Annotated in this window: 15 protein-coding genes; 12 read left to right on the top strand and 3 right to left on the bottom strand. The window is 34.5% G+C overall.

Going from position 1 to position 16,603, the window contains the following annotated elements; genetic code table 11:
* Positions 1–8: 8 nt before the first annotated feature.
* Positions 9–1,145: a site-specific integrase gene (locus AC1Q51_RS02750; RefSeq protein WP_492331348.1), complete on the bottom strand. Its 1,137-nt coding sequence runs from the start codon at positions 1,143–1,145 to the stop codon at positions 9–11.
* Between the two features lie 449 nt (positions 1,146–1,594).
* On the opposite strand from AC1Q51_RS02750, the gene AC1Q51_RS02755 reads away from it, so the two are divergent.
* From AC1Q51_RS02755 to AC1Q51_RS02780, 6 genes are all read left to right on the top strand, one after another.
* Positions 1,595–2,398 (top strand): hypothetical protein, encoded by an 804-nt coding sequence (locus tag AC1Q51_RS02755; protein ID WP_492331349.1) that lies wholly within the window; start codon positions 1,595–1,597, stop codon positions 2,396–2,398.
* Between the two features lie 394 nt (positions 2,399–2,792).
* Positions 2,793–3,074 carry a hypothetical protein gene (locus AC1Q51_RS02760; RefSeq protein ID WP_492331350.1) on the top strand — a complete coding sequence of 94 codons (282 nt, stop codon included), beginning with the start codon at positions 2,793–2,795 and terminating at the stop codon, positions 3,072–3,074.
* Between the two features lie 183 nt (positions 3,075–3,257).
* On the top strand, positions 3,258–3,815 hold the full coding sequence (locus AC1Q51_RS02765; RefSeq protein WP_492331351.1) for a hypothetical protein: 558 nt from the start codon (positions 3,258–3,260) through the stop codon (positions 3,813–3,815).
* On the top strand, positions 3,805–3,972 hold the full coding sequence (locus AC1Q51_RS02770; RefSeq protein ID WP_492331352.1) for a hypothetical protein: 168 nt from the start codon (positions 3,805–3,807) through the stop codon (positions 3,970–3,972). The genes AC1Q51_RS02765 and AC1Q51_RS02770 overlap by 11 nt, the downstream gene beginning before the upstream one ends.
* 352 nt (positions 3,973–4,324) lie before the next feature.
* Complete coding sequence (locus AC1Q51_RS02775; protein ID WP_492331353.1) at positions 4,325–5,578, top strand: hypothetical protein; 1,254 nt, start codon at positions 4,325–4,327, stop codon at positions 5,576–5,578.
* 645 nt (positions 5,579–6,223) lie between these two features.
* Positions 6,224–7,474, top strand: a complete 1,251-nt coding sequence (locus tag AC1Q51_RS02780) for a DUF4062 domain-containing protein (RefSeq protein ID WP_492331354.1) — start codon at positions 6,224–6,226, stop codon at positions 7,472–7,474.
* Between the two features lie 1,317 nt (positions 7,475–8,791).
* Here AC1Q51_RS02780 and AC1Q51_RS02785 read toward each other — a convergent pair.
* Complete coding sequence (locus AC1Q51_RS02785; RefSeq protein WP_001141667.1) at positions 8,792–8,965, bottom strand: hypothetical protein; 174 nt, start codon at positions 8,963–8,965, stop codon at positions 8,792–8,794.
* Positions 8,966–9,296: 331 nt separating this feature from the next.
* Here AC1Q51_RS02785 and AC1Q51_RS02790 point away from each other — a divergent pair, with 331 nt between their 5' ends.
* A complete protein-coding gene (locus AC1Q51_RS02790; protein WP_000214794.1) occupies positions 9,297–9,596 on the top strand; it encodes an ArsR/SmtB family transcription factor in 300 nt (99 codons plus the stop codon).
* Positions 9,597–9,654: 58 nt separating this feature from the next.
* Here the strand turns inward: AC1Q51_RS02790 and AC1Q51_RS02795 are convergent, their stop codons facing one another.
* Positions 9,655–9,840: a YkvS family protein gene (locus AC1Q51_RS02795; RefSeq protein WP_000646792.1), complete on the bottom strand. Its 186-nt coding sequence runs from the start codon at positions 9,838–9,840 to the stop codon at positions 9,655–9,657.
* Positions 9,841–10,195: 355 nt separating this feature from the next.
* Here AC1Q51_RS02795 and AC1Q51_RS02800 point away from each other — a divergent pair, with 355 nt between their 5' ends.
* From AC1Q51_RS02800 to AC1Q51_RS02820, 5 genes are all read left to right on the top strand, one after another.
* Positions 10,196–11,398: an L-lactate MFS transporter gene (locus AC1Q51_RS02800; RefSeq protein ID WP_492331355.1), complete on the top strand. Its 1,203-nt coding sequence runs from the start codon at positions 10,196–10,198 to the stop codon at positions 11,396–11,398.
* 625 nt (positions 11,399–12,023) lie between these two features.
* Positions 12,024–12,809, top strand: a complete 786-nt coding sequence (dhbA, locus tag AC1Q51_RS02805) for a 2,3-dihydro-2,3-dihydroxybenzoate dehydrogenase (protein ID WP_001048431.1) — start codon at positions 12,024–12,026, stop codon at positions 12,807–12,809.
* Between the two features lie 25 nt (positions 12,810–12,834).
* Positions 12,835–14,034, top strand: a complete 1,200-nt coding sequence (gene dhbC / locus AC1Q51_RS02810) for an isochorismate synthase DhbC (RefSeq protein ID WP_065228799.1) — start codon at positions 12,835–12,837, stop codon at positions 14,032–14,034.
* A gap of 12 nt (positions 14,035–14,046) precedes the next feature.
* On the top strand, positions 14,047–15,663 hold the full coding sequence (locus AC1Q51_RS02815; protein WP_065228800.1) for a (2,3-dihydroxybenzoyl)adenylate synthase: 1,617 nt from the start codon (positions 14,047–14,049) through the stop codon (positions 15,661–15,663).
* Positions 15,664–15,687: 24 nt separating this feature from the next.
* Positions 15,688–16,581, top strand: a complete 894-nt coding sequence (locus tag AC1Q51_RS02820) for an isochorismatase family protein (RefSeq protein ID WP_071714333.1) — start codon at positions 15,688–15,690, stop codon at positions 16,579–16,581.
* Positions 16,582–16,603: the final 22 nt, after the last annotated feature.

The raw sequence follows: 16,603 nt of genomic DNA on the forward strand, positions 1-16,603 counted from the left end.
GAGTCACACTAGCGGTCACACTTTTCGAATACTTCATCGAGCTTCTCGGCTACAGAACGTTGCATATCAGGTAACACGGGACTGTACGTATTTAATGTTGTTCCTATATCAGCGTGACCTAGTCGTTCTGAAATTAGTTTTACATTAACGTTTTGTTGAATCAATAGCGTAGCGTGAGTATGTCGTAAATCATGGAACCTTATTCTAGGTAGACCGAGTTTTTCGGTTACATTATAAAATGATCTACGTATGCTACGAGAATCTAACGGCTTCCCGTATTTCGAGGGGAGAACTAAGTCTAAGTCGGTGTATTTATCACCGGCTTTTTCTTTTTCATATACGACGAACTTACGGTGAGTACTTAACTCTTCTACTAAAATATTCGGAATATGAATTGTACGTATACTAGTTTTATTCTTTGCTCCATATTTTAATTCCCCACGCTCAGACAACGTTTGTCTGACAAAAATTCTATTATTTTCAAAGTTGATATCTTTCCAACGTAAGCCTAAAATTTCACCTTGTCTCATGCCAGTTAATATTGCTATTGAAAAGCTAATACGAAATCTTGTAGAGTTCCTCATTGTCTTACTTCCACTCAAAAAGTAATTTACCTGATCCAACGTCCATACTTCCATTTCAGTTTTAGTTATTCTAGGTAAAACAACATCGGTTGCCGGATTATTCTTTATAAGTTTAAGTACTTTCGCTCTTTTCAAAGAGGTTCGTATAAAACTGAAAGTTAAATTTACTGTACCTTTTGAGTAACGATTGTCCTCGATTAACGAATTGATATAGTGTTGTAGATGCATTGTTGTAATATCTTGAACCCTCAAGTGACCGAGACGAGGTTTTATGATATTTAAGTAATGCGTGTAATTTGCTCGAAAGGTAGATTTTTGAAGCTGATTTTGCCTTTCTTTAAACCACTGTTCCATAAATGCTTCATATGACATATGAGAAAGCTTAAGGAAATCATCTTTAAGATACTCAGCTTTTAAAAGCGTCATTTCTTCATGTGCTTCCCGTTTAGAAGTGAAACCTCTGCGGCGTATCTGTTTACGCTTGCCTGTCATTGGATCTTTAATAGCGAAGACAAAATCCCATTTACCTGTATTTTTATTTTTACTTACTGTACCACTCAATCTTATGTCCTCCTTTAAAAAGTCACAAGAAAGAGGTTATATCTTCCATTACCTGTATTCTAAAACTAAAGTCACAAAATGTATAGGGGATATATAGTAGAATAATGTCAGTTAGGTAATCTAGCCTTGAGAAAATACGGTATATACGATTCTACCGATCAGCCAGCTAACGATATTCGGAAATGAACCGGAATCTATTAGTCCATGTGACGTATGACCACATATGGCGACTTCCACACATGGTTGTAGTTCACACTAACAAGAACTAACTTTTAACTAGAAAAAGATTAAGAGCTAAAACCTTGAAGTCTATTTCTAGCGAAATATCCTTCCGTCATTAATATATTCAGCGGTAATTACTTATATAAAAGAACACCGCTAATAGATGATGAGATACAACGCGCGTAAGCGAAGTTGTAAGGTTTTGAAATACTAAGGAGGTGTTACTAATGGGTAACGATTTAGTAGAGTTATCAAACGATATTAAAGTAATCACCGCAGAAATAAACGCTTATCAACGAGTAGCGGGTGAAGCTATTTTCGAGATAGGAAGATGGTTAAGTATTGTCCGTGATACCCCAGAAAGATACGGTTTCAACGGTTTTCGAGATTGGGAAATCTGGTGTGCGGAAACATTAAGTATAACAAGAAGGCAAGCAAATAAATATGTGAGAGTTTACAGAAAATTCGATGGTAAGAAAATTTCGAGGAAGTCGACTTCTCGATTTAGCTTAGATGCTTTAAATATATTAACTTCGTTTGATGATGAAAATCGAGAACGCCCACACACAATCCCGTCAACCGGCGAAACTAAAACAGTAGACGAAATGACGGTTCGTGAATTACGCGAAGTAAAAAAGGCGTTGAAACAAGCCGAAGAAGATAAACAAGTACTCGGTCAACTACTAACGGAGGAACTCAATAAAACACCGGAAGTGGAATACGTAAAAGACACCGAATCAGAAGAACAATTACGTTTGTATCGTGAACGTTATGGGGATATATCCGAAAATGTTTACAGGATTACGAACGAAACTGGAATTTCCGGTATGGTAATGGAGTTTTCGGAGCACACACGTAATTTCATCAAACAGTACGCATTCTTAAAACAATACGAAGGTGAGTTTCATACGTTAAATAGGCGATCTAAGGCCGAGTATGAAAATACGTTAAATAGATTGCGGGATTTCTTAGACGATGCCCAACGCGTAGTAGAGTATTCAACAGCGTCGCCCTTTCAGTCGTGTATCTAACTATAGGTATTATTACGATTTATTGCGGGTTAGGTGCGGCGGTTATCTATTATTCCCGTTCTTATATTGCTTACGTATTTCTAGGTTGCAAAAAGTAGTGAAATCGTGCGGGTAAAAGGAAAAAATATAAAATTATTAGGTAGACATAGCGGAGAGGTATCGATGAAAGTAGCGGAAGAATACGGGGTGGACAGACGTAACTATAAACCTCCGATACGTAGGAAATGTACGAGAAAAGAGACGTGGCAAATCGATAAGGAAGCGAAGTCTAGGAACGAGGAGAGACGGAAGGTATATCGGGAGTTTACACGGGTGCAGGTGGTTAGAAGATATGTTACAATTAAAAAGGTTAAATATGGTAATTGATTTGAGCTTTGTTTAAAGGAGAGGGATTATGGAGCGTGAGTATGACGTAATAAATTTAACAGGTGGGACCAAAATAACTATCACAGATGAAGTTGACATTGCTATAACATGTTCTCATGTGCTACAACTCTTTTTTGACTTAGAAAAAGAGTGGAAAGTTGACAAAACAGATAGATATGAAAAAGAAGATGCGCTAATGATTACAGGCCATAATATTGAAAATGGGAATTGGACAATGATACTTTTAATTACTAAAGATATAGCAGATAAAGATGCTAAAATTTATAAAGAGTATGAGGATGTAAGGTAACAGTTTAATATGTATTACTTTTGAGACTGCTGAAAATGGCAGTCTTTTTTCCGCTAGCCTTACTGGACAAGATGTAAACTTGTAAATATAATTAAGAATACAAGGAATTATTTTGAAATACAGTTGAAATTTAATAAATATTGTACAATTTTTCTAATGAATTTAATTTTAAGGAGCTTGCACATGAGTCAAGAAAATGCTGATAACAATTCACAAAGCAGTGGATTAGAGGATAGTAGTTTGCACGGAGCGCATGAGGCGATACTAGATACTGCGAAAACAATATATAATGAAGAATCAGAGAGGTTCAAACAGGTAGAAGCTAAGACAAACATTACTTTAGCTTTTGTGGGTGTATTATTTGCAGCATACCTCACTTATTTAGGCTCGTATAAGCCAATAATTAAAGATAGTTCATACCTGGTTTACACACTTCTATTTAAGTTAGCTGTTTTTGTATGTTTTACGCTAAGTATTTCGTTTTTTCTAAGGTCTGTGCGAACAGGAGAGTACGATCAAGTAGATTTAGATAATATAGTAACAAGAGATTTAGCAGAAGCATCCGAACAAGAAGCGAAACTTCAAATCGCTGCTACATATAAGGAAGCAATTGATAATAATAAAGCTATGCTAGAGTCTAAAATGAAAGAATATTCATTAGGGCTAAATCTTATGTTTTGGGGATTTATCGTTTTTGCTGTGCATTTTATTATTGAGGAGGTGATAAAATATGTCCACTAATAATAACAACAATAACAACAGCAATAGAAATACATATGCTGAAATTAGAGGTACGGCACCTATACAAAGTTTAGGCACTACTAAGATTAAAAAGGGTGAGTTCTCAGAACAAGCAACAGCTATTAGGAGTTCAGATGCTACAAAAAAGGGAAAATAAATTCTATAACTCTATTAAGCACTAGCAATGAGCTAGTGCTTTTCTATTTTTTTGGGGGAATAAGTCAATTAATTGGCAAATAACAAACCATTCGAATTTAACGTATTAAGCAGCTCACAAGTTAATATAGAATTAGAAACTTCAACAGCAATTTAAAGTTTAAATGCAATTCAAAGAAAAGTGAAAGCCATAACGTACTATAAAAATTTAAATAATTGTAGAAAAGGCAGGAGAGTGAGAATATTTTTTCTGGAAACTTTTTGTAATAAAATATTGGCATCGAGGAAAATATTACTATATAATTTACTTTATATATATATATATATATGAAAAGTAAAAGGAGAAATTTAGAATGACTGCGGAAGAATTGAAAGTGGAATACTTGATTGCTGTTAAAGCAAACAGTGATTTTTGTGCCGATATAAAAGGATTTAATAGTCTTCTTGAATCAAATAAAAATATAAGTATAGATGGAAATGACAATAAGATAACTTATAAGGGCATAGAAGTAAAATACGAAATTCAAACAGATAATTTAGAAAAAGAGAATCAACGTTTTTTCTATACTAAGTTTAAATATGGAAATTTAAAAAAGCTTAAGGATTTCGAAAACTTATTAAGTGACATTAATGAAATCATTTGTAAGACTGGTAAAGGGAATGCACCTCAAATCCTGTGGGACGATATCAGCTTCTATTATTCTAAAGAAGCATACCCTTTAATTTTTGAAGTAGAGAACTTGATGAGAAAATTAATCACTAAGTTCATGTTAACAAATGTAGGAATGGGATGGGCGAAAGAAAATATTCCTGCTGAAGTTAAAAATTCGGTCAAAGGTTCTAAAGATGAAACCCCAGATTTTCTTTATAAAACTGATTTTATACAACTTGAAAAGTTTCTATTTAAAAAATATTCTTCAAAACCTGTAGATAAGCTTTTTGAGAATATTAAAAAAGCGAATAATGAAAGTGATTTTAAATTAGACGAGCTAATGCAGTTTGTTCCGCGTTCGAATTGGGAAAAATATTTTTCTGACTTAGTAGATTGTGATGGAGAATATTTAAGTAAAAGATGGGGAAAACTTTATGATTTAAGAAATAAAGTGGCGCATAATAGAGGATTGATTCGTAAAGAGTATGAGGAAATTGTAAAATTGTCGAAGGATATAAAAGAAACATTATATAAAGCAATAGAAAGTCTAGATAAGATAACGTTAACTGAATCACAAAAAGAAGAAATTGCAGAGAGTACAAGTGATTTCGGTATTTTCGGTAGTTTTATAACTAATTATGAATTATTAATGAAAGCATTGAGTGATTATATAGAACTTTTTGATGAGTCGACTTATAAGTTTGACAGCATAGAAAATAGAATGTTTACTGTGGATAGAATGACATATAAAGGTTATTTATCGAGAGAAGATCATATAATCATTCGTAAAGCCTTAGAAATAAAAGGAGAAATGCTGAATGGTAGGACGTATGTGACGGATAGCCTTGAGATGATAGAGCTGAATAGAGATTTAGAATTTGTCACAGATCGAATAGATAACCTTTTTATGGATAAGATTCTTTTAGATCCTTCCACTACAGTTGTAAATAATTAATCTTTATAAAAAATATTTTTAAAGTGGACATAACTTTTAATACTAATTTCTCCTGCTGGGTTACCTATACGTAATAGGGAAACGAATGAGACGGGTAAGCGCCGTCCACCTTTCTTATTTAAAACAATAAAATGCAACGTAAGCAGGAAGGTATTCAACAACGGTAGTGAAGTTCCGTTAAAGATAACTTTTGGTCTAGCAGCGGAAGCATATTTATAGTGAATTTGTTAAAGTGCAATCCGTTAATATTTATAATTGTAACGATATCTTAAGACCGTCAATTTGATGGTCTTTTTTTGTAGGTATAAAATATTATCAATTATTAGTTGCGCAGTTAATCATAAAAACGAAGTGCCATTAATCATAATAGATGATATTGATGAAATTGATGTTGAAGCATTATTTCAGCTATACGAAAAATAGCTGCTATCTCAAGCGGCTTAAATCGTCATATGCTAGATTCAGAAATTACTTTACTGTTACGAGTTTATTTACAAGTCTAGCCGCAAAACACTATTAAATACAAGTGAAAACGAAATTAAATTATGAAATCCTTTAGGTAATAATTGCGCTAATTTTATAAAAGAAGTAAATTTATTATAGGTAGTATTTTCCTAAAATATTTAATAAGGAGGAACATCCCAATTGTTAAATCAAGATAATCGACCGGCAGTATTTATCAGTTCTACAATTAGTGATTTCGCTGATTTGCGAAGCGCACTTGGTTTTTATTTAGAAAAAAGTGGGTATAGGGTATACATGTCGGAGACGACAACCTTCCCCGTAAATCCTACTATATCTAACTTCGAACAATGCTTCGATTTAATAGATAAGTCTCAGTACTATATACTTTTGATTGGACACAAAAGAGGTAGTTGGTACCAAAACGAAGTAAGTACTATTACTCAAGAAGAGTTCAGATATGCTAGAAATAAGTTTGAACAAACTGGAGATATTTCACTCCTCACGTTTATTAGAGATGATGTTTGGGCAATTATCAATGAATATAATCGATCTCAAGGTACAAATAAATCAAAAATTATGGAAGACATAGATTTCACTAGAGGATTTATTGAAGAGGTTACAAAAAATGAAGAGTATATCACGGCACAGAAACAAGGCCAGCGTTATCCTAAAGGAACATGGGTATCGAGATTCTCTCGTTTTTCTGACATAGTTGACGTAATGTCTATGACGATGAACATAGAAACAAATCGACGTATGGAAATTCTTCGTACTTTAGCTTTAGAAGAATTACAAGAAAATATTAGAGCATGTTTTGATGATTATACTACAAGTGGTGATGCGTTTCCGTATTCACTTACTCAGATATATCAAGGGTTTGCAAATGCAAAGGACCCAGAGGGACAAAAATTCCCTGCAAAAGATGTTAGAAGGTTTGCTTTTTTAGGTCTATACGGTGCAAACACAAAAATGTTTAAAATCGAAGCAATTAAGGAATTAGTCTCTAGTGGAGAGTTGTTAGACTATGATATTGAAACAAAAAGTTATAAAAAGTCTTCTATTATGAGATTAGCAGAAATAATGATTATGGAAATAGACCGTATTCAGTCCTTTTTTAAGCACCAAGAAGATTACTATTCCAAATTAGTAAAGATTTCTAAACAAGCTGAATCACTACCAGATGAACAACTAGTGGAAATTCCGTGGGATATATTTACGGTCATGTGGATGCAAGGTCGAACTAGAATAGTCTTACATAACGCTTGGATGATACATCAGTATCTTAGCCATCCTGAGAAAGATTTTTCAAAAACTTTAAGTAATATAGATTCAGAGTATTATCAAATCAGTACGATTAGTGGTAAGCCTTTTGAACCTGTTACTTGGGAAAAAGTTCAAAAGTGGTTTAGCCAACAAAATATTACTACATAATTATCTATCTAAAGAGGCTCCTTTATATTATTAGGGGCCTCTCCATACCATATGCCAAACAATTTGTTTCTGTTTTATTATATATTATAACCGCCTGTACTCGCGTAAACTCTCCTTCTTTCCTCGTAAAGCTAACAAAACTGAACAAATTCGGCTATTCGTACCATTATACACTACGTTACATACTTCCCGTTTTACCAGCCGAACGCTCGTGACGTACGTTCACTCTCTGAACCTCACCCTTCGATAATTTCTCCCCACGCACGGAAACTGTGCATCGTAACCGAAGAAATATTTTGTGGTGGGAAGTAGCGTTTTTTTCTTCGTATATATAGAAGCAATTACACAATCGACTTCCCAATCGTTCCCGTTTCGTCAGCTTTCCGGCCCATACATACGCCCTTTAACGAATTTACTATCAAGGAAGCTATAACGGTGATAATCCGCGTCATATAAGGAAGAAACGGATCATATTGACTATAGTACGGTATAGTAATTTGCGGTTTTTATCAGGTGCAAGGGTCAGACGTACGCGCATTCGATACTTTCATCGTACATGTAAAGCGGTTTATTTTAACGCTTTATATAGTAGGAAATGGATTCGCTAGTTTACAAAAATTTTACATTTTATCAGCCTCCGCCGTCTGATAGACACCCGCCTGGAATTTTCGGAAGTGGGTTATTTTTCGCCTATGTATAGAAGAAACTCGTTTTGTACCTTTCATAATACTTCCGATTTCACCAGCCTTACCCCTTCGGAAGAGACGTGCCTTGAAAACTTCAACCCTGCCGTCCGTTACCTCCGTTCATAAAAGTATACCTTTATGAACTATCAATAATTGTTCGATTACTAAGTGTTTAACTGTTCGTTTAATTTAAGAAAATAATTTATGAACGTTCATTTATTTAATTCACTTTTTACACGGTTATTTTTCAATCGAGTCAAAAATGATGGAAAGGAAGTAAGGGGAATGGCGGATAACAGAAAAAGCGTTCGTGTATAGGAAGAAATTGGTCAGGATATTATACGATGATTCTTTACTACAAGTCAGTCGCTCACTAGAAATTTTTTGTAGTTTATGCATGTTCTTATGCAATGTTTATCGGTGTCATTTCACACGTTCAAGAGCTGAAAAACGCAATGCCGGCTGTATTAGAAGTAACGAAGCAGAAGGATGGGTGTAGTCAGACTAGTTTTGTGGTGAAGTAAGCTTAGAAAATGGAGTAGGGAATCTACCGATACTTTTAGTGTCATATGTATGAATCATAAAACGTCGTCTCTTCATATTGGAGGCGACGTTTTATTTTATAAAATATCTATGAATTATCTGTAGAAGGCGGCGTATTCTCCAAACGATTATAAGTTTTAAAGGCTGAAATTGCTGAGATAACCCCGCCTACTAAAAATAAAGCGGATCCTCCAACTAAGATGATACGACTGACATATGTTTCCCGTGCTTCTTCGACTTCTTCTTGTAACGCTGTAGGCATATGAATTCCCCTTTATAAAAGTTGTTTTATAAATAGTATATACAAACGCCTAAAATGTGTTAAAATAACTGATGATTTTATGCAGTGGGTAATTAGATGAGTAGGATGCGAGTGGCTAAATAAATCTTCATCACAAATTTATGCGAACTTCACATAGAGCACATATTAACATTGTATTATGTATATGTACCAAATAAATAAAGTGAATGTAAGTTCTGTTTTCAAAAATTTAAAATCCTTTTATTTCTATATGAAAGTTTTAATCGAGGGTTTTAAAAATTTTGGAAATAGATCTTATAAAAATGGAATTCATATAAAAGGGGAATGTCTTATGACAACATATACAAGTGAAATGAAAAAAACTTTAGTTTCAGAAGAAGATGTAGATATTTTAAAAATTATGGCGCATCCAATCCGACTGCAAATTGTAAATGAATTAAGTACGAGAAAAACTTGTAATGTAACACAATTAACAGAGTTACTGAATATTCCGCAATCTACTGTTTCACAACATTTATCAAAAATGAAGGGTAAAGTGTTACGAGCAGAGAGAAGAGGTTTAGAAATTTATTATCATATTAACAATTTAAAAGCGAGTAAGATTGTTAATGTTTTAGGGTATATAAACTAGTGAAATATTTTTATATAAAATAGCCCCTGCTGTTGAGCAGGGGCTATTTTGTGTTGTTTTATGTATTTGCATTTAAAACTTTATAGTTTTTATGATTTACAATTGTTCGATCAAATTCAAAAGTACCACCGCTTACATTTGTAATTTCAACTAAGACCGATTCAGTATAAAGTTTTAGTACAGATCCTGTAATCTTTAAATTGTTTCGTTGAAAAAGTATAGTATCCCCTACGTTTGCTTTCATAGTACCTCCTCATTAAAGACAGAAATATTTTTTTATTATATATATTAAAACACGGATAGATATATTAGTGAATATTTAGTTTTATTTATTGGGAAAAAATTTGTGATTTTATAAAAAATAAGGTGAATCGAAGTATAAAAAATTTTTCTAGTGTATTTAATCAGTAGTTTTTTGTATTTCATCCTTCGTTTTTTGTAACTGATTCCATGTTTTTGACGCTCTGTATTGTAAGTGCTTACATAAACAGAAACATCTTATACAATGAAGGTGTCAAATCAAAAGAGGTGACCAAAATGAACATAAAAAAAGTAAATTTAGCGAATAGCATTGAAATAGAAAGAGGAGGCGGAAAGATATGAAAAAATCAACTGTTAATCCATGGTTTGTTGTCCTTGGCACAGTTATAGTACAAATGGGGCTTGGAACGATATATACATGGAGTTTATTCAATCAGCCTTTAGTTAGTAAATACGGTTGGAGTCTTAACGCTGTTGCGATAACTTTCTCAATTACTAGTCTTTCTTTAGCATTTTCAACTTTATTTGCGAGTAAATTGCAAGAAAAATGGGGACTTCGTAAACTTATTATGATAGCTGGATTAGCATTAGGACTAGGGTTAATACTTAGTTCACAAGCGTCTTCATTAATATTGCTTTATGCACTAGCAGGAGTTGTTGTAGGTTATGCAGATGGTACAGCATATATCACTTCACTATCAAATTTAATAAAGTGGTTTCCAGAGCGTAAAGGTCTAATTGCTGGTATTTCTGTCTCTGCATATGGTTCAGGTAGCTTAATCTTTAAATACGTTAACGCACAGTTGATTGAATCAGTTGGTGTATCGCAAGCATTTACATACTGGGGTTTAATTGTTACAGCTATGATTGTAATTGGTGCTTGTTTAATCCATCAAGCTGCAGATCAAGGAGCAGTTCATGAAACAAAAACTAAGGAATACACAACGAAAGAAATGTTAGGCACAAAACAAGTATACTTATTATTTATCATGTTATTTACATCATGTATGAGTGGCTTATACTTAATTGGTATGGTAAAAGACATTGGTGTTCAACTTGTAGGACTTAGCGCAGCAACAGCAGCTAATGCGGTGGCTATGGTTGCAATCTTCAATACATTAGGTCGTATCATTTTAGGACCGTTATCGGATAAAATTGGGCGTTTAAAAATCGTTACTGGTACTTTTGTTGTTATGGCGAGTTCAGTATTAGTTCTAAGTTTTGTAGATTTAAATTACGGTATATACTTCGTATGTGTAGCAAGTGTAGCGTTTTGCTTTGGTGGAAATATCACTATTTTCCCAGCTATTGTTGGTGATTTCTTCGGTATGAAAAACCATAGTAAGAACTACGGAATTGTGTATCAAGGATTTGGATTCGGGGCGCTTGCAGGTTCCTTTATCGGTGCACTTCTAGGTGGATTCAAACCAACGTTCATGGTGATCGGTGTATTATGTGTCGTGTCATTCATTATCGCAATTTTAATTCAAGCACCTAAACAGAAAAAAGAACACGAAGAAGAGTATCGCAGCGTAGCGTAAGTATACAAATCTTCTATAACGCTATGATTACGAAAAAGCATCCTATTCTATTAATTAGGATGCTTTTTTTATGAGTTATTTTAACAAGGTTAAATTACTTTTGGGAGTTTTATAGATGTAAAAGTGAGTGGGGTATATTGGAATATAATGAATTGATACATCGCATTTGAAATATATATTAAATCTTAAATGATAAAGAAGACATTCGTTAGTATTTGTAAGATATATTTTCAGAAAAATATTGAGAAAATATATACTTGAGTTTTTCATAAAGCATTGTAAATGAACGTATCTCTAGTTTGTCTTCTTCAATTTTAAAAAGAGGATTTAGAATTTTATTTATAATATAAGTACATTTAATACGTTTACATATGATTTTATTAAGAAGCATTAAAATACTTTGTCTGAAAAATAAAAAAAGATTGACAAGTTTATTGAGAAACATTATCATTTCGGTGTAAGATAGTAAATGAAAAACATTATCAATAAGATGGATTTTAAAGTAATGCGCACTTGACCAATTAGTTTAGTAAGTGTATTATTTTTTACAACACCACTGATAATGAAAATCAATATCAGTGGTGTTGCTTAATGAAATTAATGTTTATGTGAAAGGATAGAGAAAATGAACTTAGGGGAATTTGATGGGAAAACAGTTTTAGTAACAGGTGCAGCACAAGGCATAGGCAGTGTTGTTGCCAAAATGTTTTTAGAAAGAGGAGCCACAGTTATTGCGGTTGATCAAAATGAAGAGGGGTTAAATGTACTCTTAAATCAAAATGAATTAAATAATACACGTATGAAAACGTTTCGTTTAGATGTGAGTGATAGCGCTGCTGTTGAAGACATGGTAAATCATATTGCAAATGAAATAGCGCCAATAGATATTTTAATAAATGTTGCAGGGGTTTTACGTATGGGACCAATTCATTCGTTAAGTGATGAAGATTGGAATAAAACATTCTCTGTAAATACTACAGGGGTTTTCAATATGTCCCGAGCGGTAAGTAAAAATATGATGTTAAGAAAATCAGGGGCAATTGTTACAGTCGGTTCAAATGCGGCAAATACGCCGAGAATGGAGATGGCTGCGTATGCTGCGTCAAAAGCTGCAACGACGATGTTTATGAAATGTTTAGGACTAGAGCTTGCGGCATACAATATACGCTGCAACTTAGTTTCTCCAGGTTCTACTGAAACTGAGATGCAAAGATTACTATGGGCTGATGAGAATGGAGCTAAAAATATAATTACTGGTTCTCAAAATACATATAGACTCGGAATTCCATTACAAAAAATTGCACAACCTTCAGAAGTTGCTGAAGCAGTGTTATTTTTAGCCTCAGATAGAGCAAGTCATATTACAATGCACAATTTATGTGTCGATGGCGGTGCTACGTTAGGAGTTTAATAAAAATTCAGGAGGTTATTATATTATGAATGAACATATAGCTGTAAAGGAATTGTCAGAAAAACTTTTAGAAGATTATAAGACTGAATCTTCATTCTTTTTCGCTTCACCAACTCGAACTATATTAGCAGAAGGAGAGTTTACTACAGTAAAGCATCGTGAAATTGAAAATTTCCCAGAGCTTGTGCAAGCGACATTAAGTAATGCGAAACAAGCTGGAAATCCAAATCCTATCGTTGTGGGTGCTTTGCCATTCGATCGTAGAAAAGAAGTCCAACTTATCGTACCAGAATATAGTAGGATTTCTGAGCGTTTACAATTGGATACAACAAATCAGCTTGAAACAAATGAGAACGTAACATTTGAAATGACGCCAGTACCAGACCCTGAAGTTTATATGAATGGTGTGAAGCAAGGAATTAAAAAAATACAGGACGGTGATTTAAAGAAAATCGTTCTATCTAGATCGTTAGATGTTAAATCTTCGGAAAAGATTGATAAGCAAAAACTTCTGCGAGAATTAGCAGAACATAATAAGCATGGTTATACATTTGCTGTGAATTTACCGAAAGATGAAAAAGAGAACAGTAAGACGCTAATTGGAGCAAGTCCTGAATTACTTGTTTCACGTAATGGTATGCAAGTTATTTCTAATCCGTTAGCTGGTTCAAGGCCACGTAGTGAGGACCCAGTAGAAGATAAAAGAAGAGCAGAGGAATTACTTTCTTCTCCAAAAGATTTACATGAACATGCGGTAGTAGTTGAAGCGGTTGCCGCTGCACTTCGTCCGTATTGTCATACATTACATGTTCCAGAAAAGCCATCAGTTATTCATAGTGAAGCGATGTGGCATTTGTCTACAGAAGTGAAAGGTGAACTGAAGGATCAAAATACTTCTTCTTTACAATTAGCAATTGCCCTTCATCCTACGCCAGCAGTTTGCGGAACTCCGATGGAAAAAGCAAGAGAGGCTATACAGCATATTGAGCCATTTGACCGCGAGTTCTTTACAGGAATGCTAGGATGGAGCGATTTAAATGGAGATGGAGAATGGATTGTTACAATTCGTTGTGCCGAAGTACAAGAAAATACACTGCGTTTATATGCAGGAGCTGGAGTTGTTGCTGAGTCAAAACCAGAAGATGAGTTAGCAGAAACATCAGCTAAATTCCAAACAATGCTAAAAGCTTTAGGATTAAGAGATAGTTCACTTAATGAAAAATAGGGGGAAGAAAGAATGCTAGTAGGTTATACAGAATGGCCAAAAGAATTTGCCGATCATTATCGAGAAGAAGGATGTTGGCTTGGTGAAACATTTGGAGGAGTGTTAAGAGAGCGGGCTGAGAAATATGGAGATCGAATCGCGGTTGTAAGTGGTAAGAAGCATATAACATATAGTGAACTTGATAAAAATGCAGATCGTTTAGCAGCAGGTTTACTGAATTTAGGAATAAAGAAAGAGGACAGAGTTGTAATCCAGTTACCTAACATTATCGAGTTTTTCGAAATATGTTTTGCACTATTTCGAATTGGAGCGCTTCCTGTCTTTGCACTACCTTCACATCGAAGCAGTGAAATTAGTTATTTTTGTGAGTTTGGCGAGGCGAGCGCTTACGTTATTTCAGATAAGGCTCTCGGTTTTGATTATCGAAAACTAGCAAGAGAAGTGAAAGAGAAAGTGCCAACTTTACAACGTGTAATTGTAGTGGGGGAAGAAGAAGAGTTTGTGAACATAAATGATCTGTATATGGATCCCGTCTCATTACCAGAAGTTCAGCCAAGTGATGTTGCATTTCTCCAATTATCAGGAGGGACAACAGGTCTTTCTAAATTAATTCCTAGAACACATGATGACTATATTTATAGTTTACGTGTAAGCGCTGAAATTTGTAATTTGAATGCAGAAAGCGTCTATATGGCAGTTCTTCCAGTAGCACACAATTACCCAATGAGTTCTCCAGGGACATTTGGAACTTTCTATGCGGGTGGAAAAGTGGTATTGGCAACTGGTGGTAGTCCAGATGAGGCATTTGCTCTTATTGAAAAAGAAAAAGTTACAATTACAGCGCTCGTTCCGCCATTAGCAATGATTTGGCTTGATGCTGCATCTTCTCGTAATACCGATTTATCGAGCCTAGAGGTTATTCAAGTAGGTGGTGCTAAGTTTAGCGCTGAGGTTGCAAGACGTATACGCCCTACATTTGGATGTACGTTACAGCAAGTATTCGGTATGGCGGAAGGATTAGTGAACTATACAAGATTAGACGATCCGGAAGAAATTATTATTCATACACAAGGTAGACCAATGTCTGCACTCGATGAAGTACGAGTTGTTGATGAAAATGACAACGATGTACAACCTGGCGAAGTAGGTAGTTTATTAACAAGAGGTCCATATACAATTCGTGGTTACTATAAAGCTGAAGAGCATAATGCACGATCATTTACAAAGGATGGATTTTATCGCACAGGCGATCTTGTAAAAGTAAATGAAAAAGGATACATCATTGTAGAAGGAAGAGATAAAGATCAAATTAACCGTGGTGGTGAGAAAGTTGCTGCGGAAGAAGTTGAAAATCATTTATTAGCACACGATGCGGTCCATGACGTAGCAATTGTATCTATGCCTGACGATTATTTAGGTGAACGCACCTGTGCTTTTGTTATAGCTCGCGGACAAGTTCCGGCAGTAAGTGAATTAAAAATGTTTTTAAGAGAACGTGGTATAGCGGCTTATAAAATTCCAGATCGAATTGAATTTATTGAATCATTCCCGCAAACAGGAGTCGGAAAAGTCAGCAAAAAAGAACTACGTAAAGTCATTGCTGAAAAACTTATTACAGTAAAACAATAATAAAAACCGGAAGGAAGTGATTAGATGGCTATCCCATCTATTTCAGTATATAAAATGCCAATTGAATCAGAACTACCAAAAAATAAAGTGAATTGGACACCAGACCCGAAACGTGCAGTACTTTTAATTCATGACATGCAAGAATATTTTCTTGATGCATATAGCGATAAAGAATCACCAAAAGTAGAACTTATTTCAAATATTAAAATGATAAGAGAAAAATGTAAACAACTTGGTATACCAGTTGTTTATACAGCGCAACCTGGTGGACAAACGTTAGAACAAAGAGGTTTATTACAAGACTTTTGGGGTGACGGTATTCCTGCTGGACCAGATAAAAAGAAAATTGTTGATGAACTTACTCCTGATGAGGATGATATATTCCTAACAAAATGGAGATATAGTGCATTTAAAAAGACAAATCTATTAGAAATTTTAAATGAAAAAGGAAGAGATCAACTCATTATTTGCGGTATTTATGCGCATATTGGATGCCTTTTAACAGCTTGTGAAGCATTTATGGATGGTATAGAGCCGTTCTTTGTAGCAGATGCAGTTGCTGATTTTTCACTAGAGCATCATAAACAAGCATTGGAGTATGCATCTAATAGATGCGCAGTAACGACATCAACAAACCTACTGTTAAAAGATTTACAAAGTGTAAAAGGTGATGAGAGTGAAGGAATCACTATACAGCAAGTACATGAACTAGTTGCACAACTACTTCGTGAGTCAGTAGAGAGTATTGATATTGATGAGGACTTATTAAATAGAGGGCTTGATTCGGTCAGAATTATGAGTTTAGTAGAGAAGTGGCGTCGTGAAGGGAAAGAAATCACGTTTGCAGATTTAGCAGAACGTCCAACTGTTGCAGGTTGGTACAGCTTACTATCTTCACAAACAGCACAGGTGCTGTAACAAATAGTCTACATAATAAAGG

Source organism: Bacillus sp. MT94 (assembly GCF_058792475.1).